The sequence below is a fragment of the Streptomyces paradoxus genome, from assembly GCF_014202475.1.
In the GTDB taxonomy this organism is placed as follows: domain Bacteria; phylum Actinomycetota; class Actinomycetes; order Streptomycetales; family Streptomycetaceae; genus Streptomyces; species Streptomyces paradoxus.
In genome coordinates this window covers 951948-970070 of record NZ_JACHGV010000003.1, presented here as the reverse complement: position 1 = coordinate 970070, position 18123 = coordinate 951948, and the positions used below count along the sequence as shown (strand labels likewise).

At 71.2% G+C, this 18123-nt stretch carries 19 protein-coding genes; 12 read left to right on the top strand and 7 right to left on the bottom strand.

From position 1 onward, the window contains the following. Positions 1-171 precede the first annotated feature (171 nt). The 5 genes from HNR57_RS14225 (at position 172) to HNR57_RS14205 (ending at position 5270) form a co-directional block, all read left to right on the top strand. Complete coding sequence (locus tag HNR57_RS14225; protein ID WP_184560244.1) at positions 172-1107, top strand: coiled-coil domain-containing protein; 936 nt, start codon at positions 172-174, stop codon at positions 1105-1107. Between the two features lie 86 nt (positions 1108-1193). Beyond that, a complete protein-coding gene (locus HNR57_RS14220; RefSeq protein WP_184560242.1) occupies positions 1194-2162 on the top strand; it encodes an ABC transporter ATP-binding protein in 969 nt (322 codons plus the stop codon). A gap of 2 nt (positions 2163-2164) precedes the next feature. After that, complete coding sequence (locus HNR57_RS14215) at positions 2165-2935, top strand: ABC transporter permease (RefSeq protein ID WP_184560241.1); 771 nt, start codon at positions 2165-2167, stop codon at positions 2933-2935. Between the two features lie 122 nt (positions 2936-3057). Then, positions 3058-4383: an ABC transporter ATP-binding protein gene (locus HNR57_RS14210; RefSeq protein ID WP_184560239.1), complete on the top strand. Its 1326-nt coding sequence runs from the start codon at positions 3058-3060 to the stop codon at positions 4381-4383. Further along, positions 4380-5270 carry an ABC transporter permease gene (locus HNR57_RS14205; protein WP_184560237.1) on the top strand — a complete coding sequence of 297 codons (891 nt, stop codon included), beginning with the start codon at positions 4380-4382 and terminating at the stop codon, positions 5268-5270. The genes HNR57_RS14210 and HNR57_RS14205 overlap by 4 nt, the downstream gene beginning before the upstream one ends. A gap of 6 nt (positions 5271-5276) precedes the next feature. Here the strand turns inward: HNR57_RS14205 and HNR57_RS14200 are convergent, their stop codons facing one another. Beyond that, on the bottom strand, positions 5277-5609 hold the full coding sequence (locus tag HNR57_RS14200; RefSeq protein ID WP_184560236.1) for an Rv1322 family protein: 333 nt from the start codon (positions 5607-5609) through the stop codon (positions 5277-5279). A 265-nt stretch (positions 5610-5874) separates the two neighbouring features. On the opposite strand from HNR57_RS14200, the gene HNR57_RS14195 reads away from it, so the two are divergent. Next, positions 5875-6903 (top strand): LLM class flavin-dependent oxidoreductase, encoded by a 1029-nt coding sequence (locus HNR57_RS14195; RefSeq protein ID WP_184560233.1) that lies wholly within the window; start codon positions 5875-5877, stop codon positions 6901-6903. 84 nt (positions 6904-6987) lie between these two features. Here the strand turns inward: HNR57_RS14195 and HNR57_RS14190 are convergent, their stop codons facing one another. Further along, the gene (locus tag HNR57_RS14190; RefSeq protein ID WP_003993005.1) at positions 6988-7380 is read right to left on the bottom strand and encodes an SCO5389 family protein; all 393 of its coding nucleotides are present in this window, start codon (positions 7378-7380) and stop codon (positions 6988-6990) included. Positions 7381-7633: 253 nt separating this feature from the next. Here HNR57_RS14190 and nucS point away from each other — a divergent pair, with 253 nt between their 5' ends. Further along, a complete protein-coding gene (gene nucS / locus HNR57_RS14185; RefSeq protein WP_184560231.1) occupies positions 7634-8305 on the top strand; it encodes an endonuclease NucS in 672 nt (223 codons plus the stop codon). Positions 8306-8372: 67 nt separating this feature from the next. Here nucS and HNR57_RS14180 read toward each other — a convergent pair whose 3' ends face one another. From HNR57_RS14180 to HNR57_RS14165, 4 genes are all read right to left on the bottom strand, one after another. Then, complete coding sequence (locus HNR57_RS14180; RefSeq protein WP_184560229.1) at positions 8373-10883, bottom strand: ATP-binding protein; 2511 nt, start codon at positions 10881-10883, stop codon at positions 8373-8375. 266 nt (positions 10884-11149) lie between these two features. After that, the gene (locus HNR57_RS14175; RefSeq protein WP_003993003.1) at positions 11150-11473 is read right to left on the bottom strand and encodes an STAS domain-containing protein; all 324 of its coding nucleotides are present in this window, start codon (positions 11471-11473) and stop codon (positions 11150-11152) included. 151 nt (positions 11474-11624) lie between these two features. Next, positions 11625-12473 carry a 3-hydroxyacyl-CoA dehydrogenase family protein gene (locus tag HNR57_RS14170; protein ID WP_184560227.1) on the bottom strand — a complete coding sequence of 283 codons (849 nt, stop codon included), beginning with the start codon at positions 12471-12473 and terminating at the stop codon, positions 11625-11627. A 126-nt stretch (positions 12474-12599) separates the two neighbouring features. Further along, complete coding sequence (locus HNR57_RS14165; protein ID WP_184560225.1) at positions 12600-13241, bottom strand: TetR/AcrR family transcriptional regulator; 642 nt, start codon at positions 13239-13241, stop codon at positions 12600-12602. Positions 13242-13320: 79 nt separating this feature from the next. On the opposite strand from HNR57_RS14165, the gene HNR57_RS14160 reads away from it, so the two are divergent. Genes HNR57_RS14160 through HNR57_RS14150 form a run of 3 tightly spaced genes read left to right on the top strand, consistent with a single transcriptional unit; the run spans position 13321 to position 15456 of the window. Beyond that, positions 13321-14103: an ATP-binding cassette domain-containing protein gene (locus HNR57_RS14160; protein ID WP_184560223.1), complete on the top strand. Its 783-nt coding sequence runs from the start codon at positions 13321-13323 to the stop codon at positions 14101-14103. A gap of 17 nt (positions 14104-14120) precedes the next feature. After that, positions 14121-14864 carry an ABC transporter permease gene (locus HNR57_RS14155; RefSeq protein ID WP_184560429.1) on the top strand — a complete coding sequence of 248 codons (744 nt, stop codon included), beginning with the start codon at positions 14121-14123 and terminating at the stop codon, positions 14862-14864. Positions 14865-14883: 19 nt separating this feature from the next. Further along, positions 14884-15456, top strand: a complete 573-nt coding sequence (locus HNR57_RS14150; protein ID WP_161368771.1) for a cob(I)yrinic acid a,c-diamide adenosyltransferase — start codon at positions 14884-14886, stop codon at positions 15454-15456. A gap of 68 nt (positions 15457-15524) precedes the next feature. Here HNR57_RS14150 and HNR57_RS14145 read toward each other — a convergent pair whose 3' ends face one another. Further along, positions 15525-16103: a hypothetical protein gene (locus HNR57_RS14145; RefSeq protein ID WP_184560220.1), complete on the bottom strand. Its 579-nt coding sequence runs from the start codon at positions 16101-16103 to the stop codon at positions 15525-15527. A gap of 152 nt (positions 16104-16255) precedes the next feature. Here HNR57_RS14145 and HNR57_RS14140 point away from each other — a divergent pair, with 152 nt between their 5' ends. Both HNR57_RS14140 and HNR57_RS14135 read left to right on the top strand, forming a co-directional pair. Beyond that, complete coding sequence (locus tag HNR57_RS14140) at positions 16256-17449, top strand: sensor histidine kinase (RefSeq protein WP_184560218.1); 1194 nt, start codon at positions 16256-16258, stop codon at positions 17447-17449. Beyond that, complete coding sequence (locus tag HNR57_RS14135; protein WP_184560215.1) at positions 17446-18087, top strand: response regulator; 642 nt, start codon at positions 17446-17448, stop codon at positions 18085-18087. Before HNR57_RS14140 ends, HNR57_RS14135 begins: the two co-directional genes overlap by 4 nt. Positions 18088-18123: the final 36 nt, after the last annotated feature.

Below are 18123 nucleotides of genomic sequence, written 5' to 3'. Positions count from 1 at the left end.
AATCCGGTGTGTGCTGGGGCCTTTGACCAAGTCTTTGGCAAGCGGTCCGGGGGTTAGCCACTCAAAAGGGGTGTCATTTTCCAGATCAAACGCGCATCCGCTCGATGACACACCGTTTCGGCCCCTAGGATTCCATCTATCACCTCACCGGTCTCATTCGACAGGAACCCCATGAGCGACACTTCCCCCTACGGCTTCGAGCTTGTGCGGCGTGGATACGACCGCGCTCAGGTGGACGAACGTATCTCCAAGCTCGTCTCCGACCGTGACAGCGCTCTCGCCCGCATCACCGCTCTGGAAAAGCGCATCGAAGAGCTCCACCTCGAGACGCAGAACGCCCAGGCCCAGATCACCGACGCCGAGCCGTCGTACGCGGGTCTCGGTGCGCGTGTGGAGAAGATCCTCCGCCTCGCCGAGGAGGAGGCGAAGGACCTGCGCGAGGAGGCCCGGCGCGCGGCCGAGCAGCACCGCGAGCTCGCCGAGTCGGCGGCCCAGCAGGTGCGCAACGACGCCGAGTCGTACTCGGCGGAGCGCAAGGCGAAGGCCGAGGACGAGGGTCTGCGGATCGTCGAGAAGGCCAAGAGTGACGCTTCCCAGCTGCGTGCCGAGGCGCAGAAGGACGCGCAGTCCAAGCGCGAGGAGGCGGACGCCCTCTTCGAGGAGACCCGCGCCAAGGCCGCGCAGGCCGCCGCGGACTTCGAGACGAACCTCGCCAAGCGCCGGGAGCAGTCCGAGCGCGACCTGGCCTCCCGTCAGGCCAAGGCCGAGAAGCGTCTCGCCGAGATCGAGCACCGCGCCGAGCAGCTGCGCCTGGAGGCCGAGAAGCTGCGCACGGACGCCGAGCGCCGCGCCCGCCAGACGGTGGAGACGGCCCAGCGCCAGGCCGAGGACATCGTGGCCGACGCCAACGCCAAGGCCGACCGCATCCGTTCGGAATCCGAGCGCGAGCTGGCCGCCCTCACCAACCGCCGCGACAGCATCAACGCCCAGCTGACGAACGTCCGCGAGATGCTCGCGACGCTCACGGGCGCCGCGGTGGCCGCGGCCGGCACGCCGGCCGAGGAGGAGCCGATCTCCCGTGGGGTCCCGGCGCAGCAGTCCCGGTAACACGCGGGCATACGGAGTCTGAACCTCCGCAAAGCCCTCTGCCGCTCGGGTGGCAGAGGGCTTTGTCCCGTTCTAGCGTGGCGGGCATGATTGAGCTGGAGGGGCTGACCAAGCGGTACGGCGAGAAGGTGGCGGTCAACAACCTGTCGTTCACCGTGAGACCGGGCATCGTCACCGGCTTCCTCGGGCCGAACGGGGCGGGCAAGTCCACGACCATGCGGATGATCCTCGGTCTCGACCACCCGACCGCCGGCGACGTCCGCATCGACGGCAAGCACTACCAGCAGCTCAAGGACCCGCTGACGTACATCGGCGCCCTGCTGGAGGCCAAGGCCTGGCACGGCGGGCGCACCGCCTACAACCATCTGCTGTGCCTCGCGCAGAGCAACGGCATTCCGAGCGGCCGGGTCCGGGACGTGCTGGAGACGGTCGGGCTGACGGCGGTCGCCAAGAAGAAGACCAAGGGCTTCTCGATGGGCATGGGTCAGCGGCTCGGCATCGCCGCCGCGCTGCTCGGCGACCCGCGGATCCTGATGTTCGACGAGCCGGTCAACGGGCTCGACCCCGAGGGCATCCACTGGATCCGCACCCTGATGAAGTCGCTCGCCGCGCAGGGCCGGACCGTGTTCGTCTCCTCCCACCTGATGAGCGAGATGGCCCTGACGGCCGAGCACCTCGTCGTCATCGGGCAGGGGCGGCTGCTCGCGGACACCTCCATGGCGGACTTCATCGCCCGCAACTCACGCTCGTACGTCCGGGTCCGCAGTCCGCAGCGGGAGCGGCTGCTCGATGTGCTGCACCAGGCCGGGATCGTGGCGGTGGAGAGCGGGGACGGGGTGCTGGAGGTGGACGGCGGCAAGGCCGAGCAGATCGGTGAGCTGGCGGCGCAGCACCGGATCACACTGCACGAGCTGAGCCCGCAACAGGCCTCGCTGGAGGAGGCGTTCATGCAGCTGACCGCGGAATCGGTGGAGTACCACGCGCACAGCGACACGAGCGCGACGGGCCCCGAGCCGGCGCGGCAGCAGTGGGGCGACGGCTGGAAGAGGGGCTGAGCATGGCGACGACACAGGTCGTACGGTCGGAGTGGACCAAGATCCGGTCGGTGGCGTCCACGGTGTGGACACTCTCGCTGGTGGTGGTCGTGACGGTCGCCCTCGGCATGCTGATCTCGGCGCTGTCGAAGAACGAGTTCGACTCGATGAACGCGCAGGACCGGGCCGATTTCGACCCGACGTTCATCAGTTTCGCGGGGATGAGCCTCGGTCAGCTCGCGATGATCGTCTTCGGGGTGCTGGTCGTGTCGAACGAGTACAGCACCGGCATGATCCGCACCTCGCTGGCCGCGGTGCCGCAGCGTGGCTCCTTCCTGTTCAGCAAGATCGGGGTCGCCGGCGGGCTCGCCCTGCTGGTCGGTCTCGTCACCAGCTTCGCCGCGTTCTTCCTGGGGCAGGCGATGCTGGGCGAGCACCGGGCGGAGATCGGCGACCCGGGGGTGCTGCGGGCGGTCCTCGGCGGGGGCCTCTACATGGCGCTGATCGCGATGTTCTCCATGGGCGTCGCCGCGATGCTGCGCTCGCCGATGCTGTCGCTGGGCATCCTGATGCCGTTCTTCTTCCTGATCTCCAACATCCTGGGCAACGTCGACGCGACGAAGAAGGTCGGCCGGTTCCTCCCCGACCAGGCCGGCAGCAAGATCATGCAGGTGGTCACGCCGATCGACGACGACACCCCGTACGGGCCGTGGGGCGGACTGGGGATCATGGGGCTGTGGGTGCTCGCGGCGCTCGTCGGCGGTTATGTGCTGCTGAAGAAGCGCGATGCGTAGCGGGACGGACTTCGCCTGACCCTTTACCTCCTCTTGGGTGGAACCGTCAGCGCCTCGATATCCTCCTAACCCTTACGGGGGCGTGTGCCCCGCTGTCCTGAACCTTGCGATGGGTGCGGAGCATGATCGAAGCAGTCGGCCTGACGAAGCGCTACGGCGACAAGACCGCTGTGTACAACCTTTCCTTCCAGGTGCGGCCCGGAGCCGTCACCGGCTTCCTCGGGCCGAACGGCTCGGGCAAGTCGACGACGATGCGGATGATCCTCGGCCTGGACAATCCGACGGCCGGGCAGGTGACGATCGGCGGCTATCCGTACCGCAGGCTGCCCAACGCCGCCCGCCAGGTCGGTGCCCTGCTGGACGCCAAGGCGGTGCACGGCGGCCGGTCCGCCCGCAACCACCTGCTGTCCCTGGCCCAGCTGTCGGGCATCCCGGCCCGGCGGGTGGACGAGGTGCTCGGGGTCGTCGGTCTGCAGGACGTGGCCAAGAAGCGGTCCAAGGGCTTCTCCCTCGGCATGGGGCAGCGGCTCGGCATCGCCGCCGCGCTGCTCGGCGACCCGCAGGTGCTGCTGTTCGACGAGCCGGTCAACGGCCTCGACCCGGAGGGCATCCTCTGGGTGCGCAACCTGATGAAGGCGCTGGCGGCGGAGGGCCGTACGGTCTTCGTCTCCTCCCACCTGATGAGCGAGATGGCGCTGACCGCCGACCACCTCATCGTCATCGGGCGCGGCCAGCTGCTCGCCGACATGAGCGTGACCGACTTCATCTCGGCGAACTCCGCGGACTTCGCGCGGGTGCGCACGCCCGACACCGAGCCGCAGCAGCGCGAGAAGCTGTCGGCCGCGCTGACCGAGTCGGGCGGGCACGTGCTGCCCGAGCAGGACGGCGCGCTGCGCGTGACGGGGCTGGCCCTGCCGCGCATCAGCGATATCGCGCACGACCACGACGTACGGCTGTGGGAACTGTCGCCGCACCAGGCCTCCCTGGAGGAGGCCTACATGCGGATGACGCAGGGCGCCGTCGACTACCGCTCGACGATCGACCAGAAGGAAGGGCTCCAGCAGCCGCTGCCGCCCGGCGCGCAGCCGCCGATGCCCGTGCCCGGGCAGGGCCAGCCGGGCTGGTACGCCCCGCCGCCGCCCCAGCAGGGCGGCCAGCCGTTCCCGGCTTCGCCGCAGGGCACGCCCGGCCAGGCTCCGGCGGGCCCGTACGGCGCCCCGGGGGCACCCGGCGTCGCTCCGAGCGCCCCTGGCGCCCCCGGCGCGGGAACGCCCAACCCGTACGCCCAGCCCGCGCCCCAGGCGCCCCAGGGCACCGCACAGCCCGCACCGCAGGCCCCCGCGGCCCCCGCCGCCCAGCCGGCCGCCTCGGCCCCCGCGCAGCCCGCCCCGCCGACGCCCGCCGCCGCCCCGACCTCCGACCTGACCAAGCCCGAGGACGCCCGATGAGCAGCCCCCAGTCCCAGACGCCGCAGGCCGCGCCCGCCTGGCAGGCGGCGCCCGGTTCCGCCCCGTACGCCGGCAGCCCCGGCTACACCTCGCCGATCCCCATCGTGCGCACGCACCTCGGCAACGCCATCGCCTCGGAGTGGACGAAGATCAGGTCGGTGCGCTCCACGATGTGGACGCTCGGCGTGTTCGTCCTGCTCGTCGTCGGCATCGGTCTGCTGACGGGCATCGTGGTGTCGAGCTCCTCCTCGGACCTGTCCGGCGAGAACGCGCTGTCCCTCGGCTTCTTCGGGCTGCTGCTCGGCAGCATGTGTGTCATCACGCTCGGCGTGCTGACCACGGCCTCGGAGTACGGCACCGGCATGATCCGCACCACGATGGTCGCCTGCCCGAGCCGCGGACGCGTGCTGGCGGCGAAGGCCATCGTGTTCTTCCTGGTCGCGTTCGTGGTGACGCTGGTGGCCGCCTCCCTCGTCGCCTTCCTGCACGTGGCCATGCTGGACGGCAACGGCGCCAAGGCACCCTCGGGCGGCGAGTGGCTGAAGGGCACGGTCGGCATTTCGCTCTACATCGCCCTGCTGGGCCTGCTCTCGCTCCTGGTCGGCTCGATCATCCGGCACTCGGCCGGCGCCATCACCATCATGATCGGCGCCGTGCTGGCCCCGCTGGTGATCGCGCTGTTCATGTTCTCGGAGTCGCTGCAGGGCGTGCGCGACGCCCTGTTCGAGTACTCGATCCCGAGCCAGCTGAGCGTCTTCTACGCCAACTCCCTCAACACGGCGAGCCAGTCCGGCCCGTCCGGCTGGGACCCGCTGTGGATCATCCTCGGCGTCACGGCCGCGGCGTTCGCCGGCGCCTTCGCGCTGCTGGAGAAGCGGGACGTCTGAGTCCGCTCAGAACTTCGGCGCGTTACGGGACCGCTGCACCCCCGGGGTGCGGCGGTCCCGCGCGTTCCAGCAGGCCTTGTGCCAGTGTCTGCGGTCGTCGACGCCCGTGTGCTCGGCCCAGGCCACCACGTGCGGCACCCCGTCCGGGATCATCTGGTCGCAGCCGGGGCAGCGGTAGGACTTGCCCTGCGCGCTCGCGCCGGCCACGTGCCGCACGCTCCAGTTCTCGCCCTGCCAATTGTCCGAGGACTGCCAGCCGCCGTAGCGGCCGGGGCGGTCGTCCTCGGCGCTCCGTCCGGACGAAGCGGCGCCGTTGGGTCGGTTGCGACGCGGGGACACGGGACACCTCTCGGGGCTATACAGGAAGCACGGGCCGCGTCCAGCCTACGCGGCGCGCACAGGGGTACGCGTACGGCGCCAATCGCCATAAGTCCCTCGCGGGCGCGGCGGGTCCGCCCTGTGTGCTCTCCCCCGGGCCCCCGGCGGAACGCCCCATTCTGCAGACAATCCGCAAAATACTCCGCCCGGCCGTGTCCTCGGCACGTGTCAGACGGTTATGCGCTGTGGGGGAGCTCCGTGTCGGAGCCAAGGAAGCAGGAAAGCAATGCGCGTTGGAAGTTTCGTGTTGGCGGCCCAGTTCCCCGGTCAGGGCGAGGGAGAGGCGCTGCACCGCGCGGTCCGCTCGGCCGAGGTGGCCGAGGAGGCCGGGCTCGACGCGGTCTGGCTGGCCGAGCACCACTTCGTGCCGTACGGCACGTGTCCGTCGGCCATCACCCTGGCCGCCCTACTGCTGGGCCGCACCCGCCGCATCGGGGTCGGCACGGCGGTCAGCGTCCTGCCGACCGTCCACCCCGTGGCGCTCGGCGAACAGGCGGCGCTGCTGCACCACACGAGCGGCGGCCGTTTCACGCTCGGTGTCGGGCGCGGCGGACCGTGGGTCGACCTGGAGGTGTTCGGCGCGGGTCTGGAGGCGTACGAGAAGGGCTTCCCGGAGTCCCTGGAGCTTCTGGTGCGGTGGCTGCGCGAGTCGTCCGTGGCGGCCGACGGAGAGCGCTTCCGCTTCCGTGAAGTCCCGGTGGTGCCCCGGCCGTCGGAGGCGCTGACGGAGGCCGCAGGGCCCGAGCTGGTCGTCGCCTGCACCTCGCCGTCGAGTGTGCGGCTGGCGGCCGAGCGGGGTCTTTCGATGCTGCTCGGGATGCACGTGGGGGACGAGGAGAAGGCCGAGATGGTCGCGCTGTGGCGGCAGCATGCGCGGGCCTGCGGCCGGTCGCCGGAGGAGATCCTGGGCGCGTCCCATGTGTCGGCCGGCGTCTGCCAGATCGCGGACCGGCGGGTCGACGCGGCGGAGACGCTGATGAAGGCGATGCCGGGCTGGCTGAAGCAGGGCCTGGAGGCCCATGTCACGGTCGACGGGCGCACACGCCGGATGCGCGACCCCCTCGCGTACACCGAACTGCTCTGCGGGCTGCACCCGGTGGGCACCCCGCGGCTGTGCGCGGACCGGCTGGCGGCGACGAGCGAGCGGACGGGCATCTCGCGCTTCGCGCTGCTCGTCGAGGGTTCCGGGGACCTGGCGGCGACCGAGGAGAACGTGCGGCGGCTGGGCGCCGAGGTGCTCCCCCAACTCGTCTGAGAGCCCGGTGGGTTCCTGGGGGCTTGCCGCTCCGGTACAGAACTGCACCTCCCGCGTACGGAGCGGCAAGCAAGCGGCGCCGCGTCAGCAGTCCCGGAACTCGGGTGACTGGTTCAGCACCTGACTGCGGACCGAGGTGAAGCGGTCCAGTTTCTCGTCGACCGAGGAGTCAAGCGGGAACACGGCCACCCGGTGGCAGTTCTGGAAAGCCAGCCGCACACCGAAGTGCCGTTGCAGCGCGCCGCGTATCGCGTCACTCGCAAGCGCACGCAGCAGCTGGCCGCGTGCCTGCTCGTCCGGCGGGGGCGTCTGGTTGTCGGCGAACGCGCCGCCGTCCACCTTCAGCTGGGCCACCAGTGAGCTGATCATCTCCCACGCGTAAGGCAGGGAGGTCCGGACGCAGTCGACGAATTCCGCTTCGTCGACCTCGCCTCGCTCGGCCTGTTCGAGTAGGGCCGGTGAGACGTCGAGCGACATGAGTTCTCCTCTCGCACCCCCGATGAGCAGGGGTTGCCGGACAGATAGGGGGAGTTCGCGATACCGGACACGCTGCGTACACGCCTCGCGACCTCCCGTTCATACGGTAAGCAACGTACGGTGACGACACCAGGAAAATGGGCAGATGAGACACTCCCGCTGAGCACACCGTGCACACAATCGGCCATTACCGAACGCGTGTTTTCCAGGGCGAATCGCGTCGACAGGCGCCCGTCGAGTAGCGTTGCCGACCATGCGTCTCGTCATTGCCCGCTGCTCCGTGGACTACGCCGGGCGGCTCACCGCCCACCTTCCCTCGGCCCCGCGCCTGATTCTGGTGAAGGCGGACGGCAGCGTCTCGATCCACGCCGACGACCGGGCCTACAAGCCCCTGAACTGGATGTCGCCGCCGTGCACCCTGAAGGAGGGCACCGGCGAGGAGGAGGGCGTCTGGACCGTCGTCAACAAGGCGGGCGAGAAGCTCATCATCACGATGGAGGAAGTCCTCCACGACTCCTCGCACGAACTGGGCGTCGATCCCGGCCTGATCAAGGACGGCGTGGAAGCGCACCTCCAGGAGCTGCTCGCCGACCGCATCGAGACACTCGGCGAGGGCTACACGCTGATCCGCCGCGAGTACCCGACGGCCATCGGGCCGGTCGACATCCTGTGCCGGGACGCCGACGGCAGGACCGTCGCGGTGGAGATCAAGCGGCGCGGTGAGATCGACGGCGTGGAGCAGCTCACGCGCTATCTGGAGCTGCTGAACCGCGATCCCCATCTCGCCCCGGTGCGCGGTGTCTTCGCGGCCCAGGAGATCAAGCCGCAGGCCCGCGTCCTCGCCACCGACCGCGGCATCGGCTGCCAGGTTCTCGACTACGACGCCCTGCGGGGGATCGAGGACGACAAACTGCGGCTGTTCTGACACCCCGTACGACGGCGAACAGGGCCGGGTCCGCGGAACGGACCCGGCCCTGTCGTGTGCACGGGTGTCAGATCACCGTCTCCGAGCCGCTCGGCGTGCCCGTGGTGCTCTGCGACGCGCTCGCGGTGGTGCTCGTGGGGGCGCTCGGCGCCGGACCGCTGGCCGAGTCGGAGGTGGACGGGCTGGTGGTCGGCGGGGTGGTCGTCGGCGTGGGCTGCCCGGTGTCCGTCGGCGTGGGCGTCGGCGAGGTCGGTGTCGACGTGCCCGTCGGCGGCTTGGTCGAGGACGACGGCGGCTTGGGCGAACTCGGCTTCGGGGAGGACGGCGGCTTGGTCGAGGACGACGGCGGCTTCGACGGCGACGCGGCGTCGCTCGGGTCCTGCGAACCGCTCGGCGAGTCCGTCGGGGTCGGGTCGTCCGACGTGCCGAGTGTGCCGTCGGGGCCCGGGTCCGTCGGGCGGGCGGCCGCATCGCCGGGGCCGCCACCGCCGTCGTTCGCGGGCCGGTCGGCGCCGAGGCTGCCGTCGTTGATGCCCTGGCTGGCGGAGGGGTTGACGCCGACCTGGTCGGACGGCGGGTTCCGGTCCTTGTCGGAGGTGGCGCCGAGCGTCACCACCGTGCCCAGGACCGCGACGAGCAGGGCACCGGCACCGGAGGCCACGAGGTTACGCCGGGCCAGGCCCTTGAGTCCGCCGCGCGCCTTGCGCGAGGGCGCGGACGAGCTGCGGTGGGTGACCAGCGCCGGGGAGGACGGCGGCTGAAGCGTCGGGAAGGCGGCCGGAACCCCGCCGGGCGGGGACGCCGACTCCTCGCCACGGGCGTCGGGCACTTCCTCCCCCGCGGTCGGCCCGAGCCCGATCGGTGTACCCGAGCGGTCGGCGACCAGGGCCAGGGCGCGGCGGCCGGCGACTGTCCCGCGCTTGTCGGCGAGGGCGCCGCGCAGGCCGATGGAGGCCTCCAGTTCGGCGCGGGCCCGGTCGAGCTGTCCCTCGCACAGGGCGAGGACACCGAGCTCGTGGTGGAAGTAGGCCTCCTCGCCGACGTCACCGGCGAGCCGGGCGGCCTCGGCGCCGGCCCGCAGGGCCCGCTCCCAGGCGCTCCAGTGCAGTCCGGCGGCGAACGCGGGGGCGGCGGTGCGGGCCAGGTGGACGGCCGCGCTCTCCTCGTCCTCGGCGGGCGGGCGGGTGGCCGGTCCGAGGACGGCCAGGGCGGCGAGGACCGCGTCGGCCTCGGCGCACACGCGCTCCGGGGTGACCGAGGGGTGCCCGGCCCACCAGGAGTAGTGCTGGGCGGCGCTGCGGGCACCGGCCTCGGTCTCGTCGGCGTACCCGGCGGCCTCCAGCTGGGCCGGCACGCCGGCCGCGAGGCGGTAGCGGGAGCCGACCGGGGAGACCAGGCCGCAGGCGGCCAGTTCGCCGAGCGCGGCGTCCGCGTGGGTGTCGCCGACCAGGGCGGGCAGATGCGCCTGGTGCGGGACCTCGCCGCCCAGGGCGACGGCGAACCGCAGGGTGGCGCGGGCGGAGGCGCTCAGCCGGGAGGCGAGCAGCGGCGCGGGCGCGGCGGCCTCGCCGAGCGCGGGCAGCGGCACGTCGTCACCGAGGTCGTAGGCGTCGGCGGGATCGGCCGGGGGCACGTCCTCGAAGACGCCGAACTCGTCGACGGCGCTGGTGCCGGCGCGCAGCCGGTCGCGTTGCCGCAGCAGGGCGCCGGCCTGGACGAAGCGCAGCGGCAGGCCCTCGGACTCGAACCAGAGGTCGCCCGCCCAGTTCGACTCGTCCTCGGTGAGGGTCCGGCCGACGGCGTGTTCCAGCAGGTCGAGCCCGGCCGCGCGCTCCAGTCCCCCGAGGAGGACCTCCTCGACGCCGGCACCGGCGGAGGGGGCGGGCACGTCCGGGGTGGCGCCGAGCAGGAAGGCGCACTCGGGGGTCGCCTCCAGCAGCTCGTCGAGCGCGGCGCCGCCGAACTCCAGGTCGTCGAGGACGACGACCGCGCCGATCTCACGGACGTAGGTGAGCAGTTCGTCCCGGTTCGGGCGGTGCAGGGGCGCGCTGTACACCGCGTGGAACAGGTCGTACAGCAGGTCGCCCGAGGTGCGCCCGAAGCCGTTGAGGCGGACGACGCCGTCGGGGGCGAGGTCGGAGCAGTCCTCGGCGACGAGGTCGAGGAGGCGGGTCCGGCCGGAGCCGGCCGCGCCGGTGAGGCGGGTGGAGCGGCCGCGGGCGAGCAGGCGCACCAGGCGCTCGCGTTCCTCCTGGCGGGCCAGCAGCGGCAGGGCGGGCAGCGCGGGGCCCGGCGGGACGGGCGGACGGGCCGCGCGCTCGGCCTCGGCGCGCTCGGCCGCGGTGAGCTTCACGGGCCGGGCGGGTCGTTCGGCGGGCGGGCACGCCTCTATCTCGCTGCCGTCGACGGGGTTGACGGTCAGCAGGAAGTCGCCGGAGACGAGCTGCACCGTGCGGGCGAGCGCCGGCGCGTGCTGCGCGAAGTCCGGTGTGAGGGATTCCCTGGGAGGGCGCTGGCGCGGCGCAGGGCCGTCACCGTCGTGGCCGTACTCCTCGGGTCCCTGGTTGTCAGGATCCATAGGTCAAGCCCCCCAAAAGCGTGTGTGTGCTCGGAAAAGCCCCTCCCGGCCTTGCTGCACACCGCGCTGTCGCTTCTGGTCCGGTCCCGCCGAAGGGTGTCAAGGCAGCGGGCAGCCGAACCCTAAACCTTCGCACAGTATCTACGACAGTCCGGGGTACCGCGCCGTCCGTAACGTCACGGTCTCGTGAGGATTGTGCGCGTCGCACGATTCGACGACGTGCGTCCGGGTCTCCCCGGTCGCCCGGCTCACACCCGTACGGGGCGTCACACCCGGGGAAGCGTCTCCACCCCGATGCCCCCCTCGATCGCCAGGATCCGGTGCAGGCGGGTGGCCACCAGCAGGCGCTGCATCTGCGGCGGTACGCCGCGCAGCACCAGGCGCCGGCCGCAGCGGCCGGCCCGTCGGTGGGCCCCCATGATCACGCCCAGTCCGGTGGCGTCCCAGGAGTCCAGTTCGGACAGGTCCAGCACCAGGTCGCCGACTCCGTCGTCGACGGCCGAGTGCAGGACCGTTCGGGCGTCCGCCGCGCTCCGGACGTCGAGGCGGCCCCCGACGACCAGCTCGGCGTGGTCGCCCCTGATGTGCATATGCGCTCCCCGTGCGTGCGAATCGTGCTCCGCGTTCTGGATGTGGGTGATGCAACCTCTGACTGTGTGGAGGAGTCAGAGGTTGCTTCTTGTAAGCGAACCGATACCGAATTCACCCTGGGGAGTGATGGGCCCCGGGGCATGTGCGGTTTCAGTGCTTGTAGAAGCCCTGCCCGCTCTTGCGTCCGATGTCACCGGCGTCAACCATCCGGCGCATCGACTCCGGGGCCGCGAACTTCTCGTCCTGCGACTCGGTGTAGATGTTGTTCGTGGCGTGCAGCAGGATGTCGACGCCGGTCAGGTCCGCCGTCGCCAGCGGGCCCATGGCGTGGCCGAAGCCCAGCTTGCAGGCCAGGTCGATGTCCTCGGCGCTGGCCACGCCCGACTCCTGCAGCTTCGCGGCCTCGACGACCAGGGCGCAGATGAGACGGGTCGTCACGAAGCCCGCGACGTCGCGGTTGACGACGATGCAGGTCTTGCCGACCGACTCGGCGAACTGCCGGGCCGTGGCGAGGGTTTCGTCGCTGGTCTTGTAGCCGCGGACGAGTTCGCACAGCTGCATCATGGGCACCGGCGAGAAGAAGTGCGTGCCGACGACCCGCTCCGGGCGCTCCGTGGCCGCCGCGATCTTGGTGATCGGGATGGCGGAGGTGTTGGAGGCGAGGATCGCCTCGTCCTTCACGATCTTGTCGAGCGCACGGAAGATCTCGTGCTTGACCTCGAGCTTCTCGAACACCGCCTCGACGACCACGTCCGCGTCGGCCGCGGCGTCCAGGTCGGTGGTCGCGGTGATGCGGGCCAGGGCGGCGTCGGCGTCGTGCGCCTCCAGCTTGCCCTTGGCGACGAACTTGTCGTACGACGCCTTGATGCCGTCGGTGCCCCGGGTCAGCGCCTCGTCGGTGACGTCACGCAGGACCACCTCCCAGCCCGCCTGAGCGGAGACCTGGGCGATACCGGCTCCCATGAGGCCGGCCCCGATGACGGCGAGCTTCCCTGCCACTGTGCGACTCCCCTGACGCGCTGCTTATGTCTGCCTCTCCGGCGGACACTAGCGCTCGTGAGGGGCTGTGTGACCAGTAAGTAATGCGCGTCACGTCTCACATGACGGACATCACACCGACAGGGGTCACGGGGCGCCTCGGACGGCGTAGTTGAGCACTTTCTCGCCCAACAGCTCCTCGATGTCGTCGAGGAGGACGAGCATCTCCCGGGACACTTCGTCCGGGTTGCGCCCCTTGGCCATCTCACGGCCGATCGCGACGAAGACGGTGCCGTGGACCCAGCAGATCTGACCGGAGATCAGCCTCGGCATCGGGTCGCCGCCCTCGGCCCCCGTCTCCTCCCGGAGGGTCGCCTCCAGGTTGTCCTGGACCTCCTGCTGAATGCTCCACAGCCGGGAGCGCAGCGGCGGCGCCTCGTCGATGCAGCGCATGAAACGGTCGTAGCCCTCGATGAGGCCCATCCGGGGCGAGACGGCCTCGATCTCGGCGCGCAGTTCGCGCAGCACCGCCCGGGCGGCCGACTCCCCTTCGTCCCGGCCGCGCACCCAGCGGGAGAGCCGGTCGACGACGCCCTGGGAGCGGTCGAAGAAGAGGTCCTCCTTGGCCGGGAAGTAGTTGTAGACGGTGTTCACGGAGACGTCGGCGGCCTCCGCCACCTCCGCGATCGTCACCGTCACGAAGCCGTGCTCCAGGAAGAGCCCGGTGGCGATGTCCGAGATGCGCTGCCGGGTCTCGCGCTTCTTCCGTTCCCTGAGCCCCTCTGCCATGTCCGAATCCTAGCTTCCGTGGGGGATCTGAAAACTTGGAGTCATTGCAAACTTTAAGAGACTCTGTTTTTCTGGGGGCATGGCAATCATCAGTACGGCCGGTCTGGCCCGTACCTTCTTGACCAGGAGCGGGCCCGTCCAGGCCGTGCGCTCCGTCGACCTGACCGTCCGTGAGGGCGAGATCCTCGGCTTCCTCGGCCCGAACGGCGCCGGCAAGACGACGACCCTGCGGATGCTGACGACCCTGCTGGAACCGACCGGCGGCGCCGCCACCGTCGCGGGCCACGACCTGGCCGCCGACCCGGCCGGAGTACGGCGGGTCTGCGGTTACGTGGCCCAGTCCGGCGGGGTCGACCCGCAGATCAGCGTGCGCGAGGAACTGGTCACCCAGGGGCGGCTGTACCGGCTGACCAGGGCGCGGGCGGCCGAGCGCGCCGAGGAGCTGGCCCGCGAGCTGGACCTCACCGAGCTGCTCGACCGCAAGTGCGGCGCGCTCTCCGGCGGGCAGCGACGGCGGCTGGACATCGCGATGGCGCTCACCCACCACCCGAAGGTGCTGTTCCTGGACGAGCCGACCACGGGGCTCGACCCCGGCAGCCGGGCCGACCTGTGGGACCTGGTGCGCCGGCTGCGCGACGAGCACGGCACGACCGTCTTCCTGACCACGCACTACCTCGACGAGGCCGACGCCCTCTCCGACCGGCTGGTCGTCGTCGACCGGGGCGTGGTCGTCGCCGAGGGCACTCCGGGCGCGCTGAAGCTGGAGTACGGCGGCTCGATCGACGCGTCCCTCCAGGACACGTTCCTCGCCATCACCGGCCGCAGCGCCGGGCCGGCCGACCAGACCCCCGTCGCCGTATGAGAGACAGAGGAATCCTGATGCTGCTGCACGACACCGCACTCGTCTACGGGCGTTACCTCCGCCAGTCCCTGCGCTCCCGCTTCGCGCTGCTCTTCGGCGTGCTCATGCCGCTGCTGTACCTGCTGTTCTTCGGCCCCCTGCTCACGGACCTGCCGCTCGGCGGAGGGGGCAGCTCCTGGCAGGTGCTCGTCCCCGGGCTGCTGCTGCAACTCGGTCTGTTCGGGGCGTCCTTCGCGGGCTTCTCGATCATCATCGAGAAGGGGCACGGGGTGGTCGAGCGCATGCGTGTCACCCCGGTCAGCCGGCTGGCCCTGCTGCTCGGCCGGGTGCTGCGGGACGCCACGGTCTTCGTCTTCCAGGCCGTGCTGCTGGTGCTGGCGGCGGTGGTGATGGGCCTGCGGGCACCGCTGGCCGGCGTGCTGATCGGCTTCGCCTTCGTCGCCCTGCTCACGGTGTCGCTGGCGGCCCTGTCGTACGCGCTGGCGATGAGGATGGACACCCCGCAGAGCTTCGGCCCGGCGGTCAACGCGCTGACCATGCCGTCCATGCTGCTGTCGGGCCTGATGCTGCCGATGACCCTGGGCCCGGCCTGGCTGAACGCCCTCTCGCACCTCATGCCGTTCCGCTACCTGGTGGACGCGGTGCGGGACGCGTACGTCGGCCGCTACACGACACCCCACATGCTCTACGGCGTGCTGGTGGCCGCCGGTCTCACGGCGCTGTCCGTGACAGTGGGCACACGTGTGTTCCGAACCGCCTGAGCCTAACTACGCTGGCCACATGGTCAATCTGACGCGCATCTACACCAGGACCGGTGACCAGGGCACGACCGCCCTCGGCGACATGAGCCGGGTCGCCAAGACCGATCTGCGGATCTCCGCGTACGCCGACGCCAACGAGGCGAACGCGGTGATCGGCACGGCGATCGCGCTGGGCGGTCTGGACGAGGAGGTCGTCAAGGTCCTCACCCGCGTCCAGAACGACCTGTTCGACGTGGGTGCGGACCTGTCGACGCCGGTGGTGGAGAACCCGGAGTTCCCGCCCCTGCGGGTCGAGCAGTTCTACATCGACAAGCTGGAGGCGGACTGCGACCGCTTCAACGAACAGCTGGAGAAGCTCCGCTCCTTCATCCTCCCCGGCGGCACCCCGGGCGCGGCCCTGCTCCACCAGGCCTGCACGGTCGTACGCCGGGCGGAACGCTCGACGTGGGCGGCGCTGGAGGTCCACGCCGAGGTGATGAACCCCCTCACGGCGACCTACCTCAACCGCCTCTCCGACCTGCTGTTCATCCTCGCGAGGACGGCGAACAAGCAGGTCGGAGACGTGTTGTGGGTGCCGGGTGGGGAGCGCTGAAGCGCCCCGACAAGGGGCGCGGGGAACTGCGCGACAAGCCACGACGCACCGGCAGCCGAGGAACCGGCCTACCGTCGCACCCTCTCCTTGTCGATCTGCCCCTCGGCCTCCCCCGCGGGAGCCTTCCGCGGCCAGATCAGATAGCTGAGCGCGATCAGGCCGTGGATCCCCGCCGCACGCCAGGCCACGTAGCGCCAGCTCTCCAGCGAGGTGACGCGGCTCGGGTCGTCGACGTACCAGATGGCCAGCTGGAGCAGCACGGTCGCGACGACGGCCGCCGTGAGGGTTCCCAGCCACACCGTGCCCTCGTGGCGCGCCCGGGCCATGCCGTAGCGCGGCGGGCCGATCGGCTTCGGGGCCCCGCCCAGCCGGTGGGCGGCGTGGCCGTCCAGCCACTTCACCGTGCGGTGGCCGTGCCCGACGGTATAGCCGATGTACAGCGCGGCCAGGCCGTGCGTCCAGTTCGGCTCGGCACCGTTCTTCAGGTCCAGCGCGGTGGCGACCAGCAGGACGACCTCCAGCAGCGGCTCGCACAGCAGCAGGCCCAGTCCCAGCCGTGGCATGCGCAGCAGGTAGCGGGCGCCCAGGCCGGCCGCCAGCAGCACCCAGAAGCCGATCTCGCAGGCTGCGATCAATGCGACGATCACGGTTCGCTCCTCTCGGTCACCTCTTCAGGCTCCCGTGCGGCGCGCCCGGAATCGTCGTCGCGACTGACGAACCCGCGGTACATCGAAGGATGCAGCCGGGGACCCTCCGCGGGGCTCACGCGCGGGGCGCGACGGCCGTGTTGGATGGTGGCATGGCCGTACGTCTCCCCCGTCACCGCCGTTTCGACGTCCACGTCGCGCTGGGCGGCCTGCTCGGCGGGCTGCTGCTGTGGGGCGTCGGCCTGGCCACCCGGCCGCACACCGAGGCGTACGTGCTGCTGCCGGGCCGCTGGCCGGTGCTGCTGCCGCTCTTCGTCATGGCGGGCTGCGAGCTGCTGCGCCGGGCCGCCCCGCGTACCGCCCTGCTGATCGGCACGCCGGCGATCGTCCTGGACACCGTCACCCAGGGCAACCTGGTCACGATCCTGATGTACACCGACCTGATGTACGCGGCCGTCCTGTACGGCCCGCCCGCGTCGGCCCACCGCATCCCGCGGATCACCGGGCTGCTCTCGGTGGCCGGGGCGGTGGTGCCGTTCGCAGTCTGGCGCGAGCCCGAGGCGTTGCTGATCGGTGTGGTCACCGGGCTCGTGTCCTTCGGCCCCGCCGCCACGGGTCTGATCGTCCGCAACCACCGTGACGCGGCCGAGGCGGCCCGGCTGCGCGCCGAACAGACCGCGCTGCTCGCCGAGATGGACCGCACCCAGGCGGTCACCGCCGAGCGTGCCCGGATGGCCCGCGAGCTGCACGACATGGTCGCCAACCACCTGTCCGCGATCGCCATTCACTCCACCGCGGCGCTGTCCCTCGACGATCCGAAGACCTCTCAGGACGCCCTCGTGGTCATCCGTGAGAACAGCGTGGAGGGGCTCGCCGAGATGCGGCGGCTGATCGGGATCCTGCGCGACAGCAGCGGCGACGTGGAACCGTCCGCCGCTCCCACGCTCGACGGTCTCGGCTCACTGGTGGACGGCGCCCGCACCAACGGTCTCGACGTCATCCTCGACGCCGAGCGGAGCGAGGTGCCCGCGCCCGTCGAACTCGCCGCCTACCGCATCGTGCAGGAGTCGCTGACCAACGCGCTCAAGCACGCCGCCCCGGGCCGGGTCACCGTGTCCCTCGCCCGGCGGGACGGCTCCCTCGTCGTCAGCGTGACCAGCCCGTACGGGGACCGGGACGCCCCGCGCGCCCCCGGCTCCGGCGCGGGCCTGGTCGGCATGAGAGAGCGCGTGGCCCTGCTGGACGGCACGTTCGAAGCCGCCCCCGAGGACTCGCCCGAGGGCAAGATCTGGGTGGTACGCGCCACCCTCCCCGTCAGCCACAGCGTCGAAGGAGACACCGCATGATCCGCGTCCTGGTCGCCGAGGACCAGTCCGCCGTCCGCGCAGGGCTCGTCCTCATCCTGCGCAGCGCGCCCGACATCGAGGTGGTCGGCGAGGCGGCGGACGGCGAACAGGCGGTGGCGCTGGCCCGCGAGCTGCGGCCGGACCTGGTGCTGATGGACGTCCAGATGCCGCGTCTGGACGGGGTGTCGGCGACCCGTCAGGTCGTCGCGGAGGGGCTCGCCGACGTGCTGGTGCTGACCACCTTCGACCTCGACGAGTACGTCTTCGGGGCGCTGCGGGCCGGCGCGTCCGGGTTCCTGCTGAAGAACACCGAGGCGACGGAGCTGCTGGAGGCCGTGCGGACGGTCGCGCGCGGGGAGGGGCTGATCGCCCCGGCGGTCACGCGGCGGCTGATCGCGGAGTTCGCCGCGAAGCCCGCCCGGGAGCCCGCGGCCGATCCGGCGGTGCTCGAACAGCTGACCCGGCGGGAGCGCGAGGTGCTGTCCTGTCTGGGCCAGGGCTTGTCCAATGCGGGCATCGCGGAGCGGCTCGACATGGCCGAGGCGACCGTGAAGACCCATGTCAGCAGGCTGCTGGGGAAGCTGGAGCTGCGCAGCCGGGTACAAGCGGCCGTGCTGGCCCAGGAGTTGGGTGTCTGAACCGCGTTCGGTGCTGGTGGTCCAGACCTATTGACC

Bases quoted from the DNA above. Each gene is read 5' to 3' on its own strand.
- HNR57_RS14220 (WP_184560242.1), top strand. From the start codon at position 1,194: ATGATTGAGCTGGAGGGGCTGACCAAGCGGTACGGCGAGAAGGTGGCG.
- HNR57_RS14160 (WP_184560223.1), top strand. From the start codon at position 13,321: ATGGCAATCATCAGTACGGCCGGTCTGGCCCGTACCTTCTTGACCAGG.
- HNR57_RS14140 (WP_184560218.1), top strand. From the start codon at position 16,256: ATGGCCGTACGTCTCCCCCGTCACCGCCGTTTCGACGTCCACGTCGCG.
- HNR57_RS14175 (WP_003993003.1), bottom strand. From the start codon at position 11,473: ATGCACATCAGGGGCGACCACGCCGAGCTGGTCGTCGGGGGCCGCCTC.
- HNR57_RS14155 (WP_184560429.1), top strand. From the start codon at position 14,121: ATGCTGCTGCACGACACCGCACTCGTCTACGGGCGTTACCTCCGCCAG.
- HNR57_RS14195 (WP_184560233.1), top strand. From the start codon at position 5,875: ATGCGCGTTGGAAGTTTCGTGTTGGCGGCCCAGTTCCCCGGTCAGGGC.
- HNR57_RS14135 (WP_184560215.1), top strand. From the start codon at position 17,446: ATGATCCGCGTCCTGGTCGCCGAGGACCAGTCCGCCGTCCGCGCAGGG.
- HNR57_RS14150 (WP_161368771.1), top strand. From the start codon at position 14,884: ATGGTCAATCTGACGCGCATCTACACCAGGACCGGTGACCAGGGCACG.
- HNR57_RS14180 (WP_184560229.1), bottom strand. From the start codon at position 10,883: ATGGATCCTGACAACCAGGGACCCGAGGAGTACGGCCACGACGGTGAC.
- HNR57_RS14215 (WP_184560241.1), top strand. From the start codon at position 2,165: ATGGCGACGACACAGGTCGTACGGTCGGAGTGGACCAAGATCCGGTCG.
- HNR57_RS14225 (WP_184560244.1), top strand. From the start codon at position 172: ATGAGCGACACTTCCCCCTACGGCTTCGAGCTTGTGCGGCGTGGATAC.
- HNR57_RS14210 (WP_184560239.1), top strand. From the start codon at position 3,058: ATGATCGAAGCAGTCGGCCTGACGAAGCGCTACGGCGACAAGACCGCT.
- HNR57_RS14165 (WP_184560225.1), bottom strand. From the start codon at position 13,241: ATGGCAGAGGGGCTCAGGGAACGGAAGAAGCGCGAGACCCGGCAGCGC.
- HNR57_RS14205 (WP_184560237.1), top strand. From the start codon at position 4,380: ATGAGCAGCCCCCAGTCCCAGACGCCGCAGGCCGCGCCCGCCTGGCAG.
- HNR57_RS14190 (WP_003993005.1), bottom strand. From the start codon at position 7,380: ATGTCGCTCGACGTCTCACCGGCCCTACTCGAACAGGCCGAGCGAGGC.
- nucS (WP_184560231.1), top strand. From the start codon at position 7,634: ATGCGTCTCGTCATTGCCCGCTGCTCCGTGGACTACGCCGGGCGGCTC.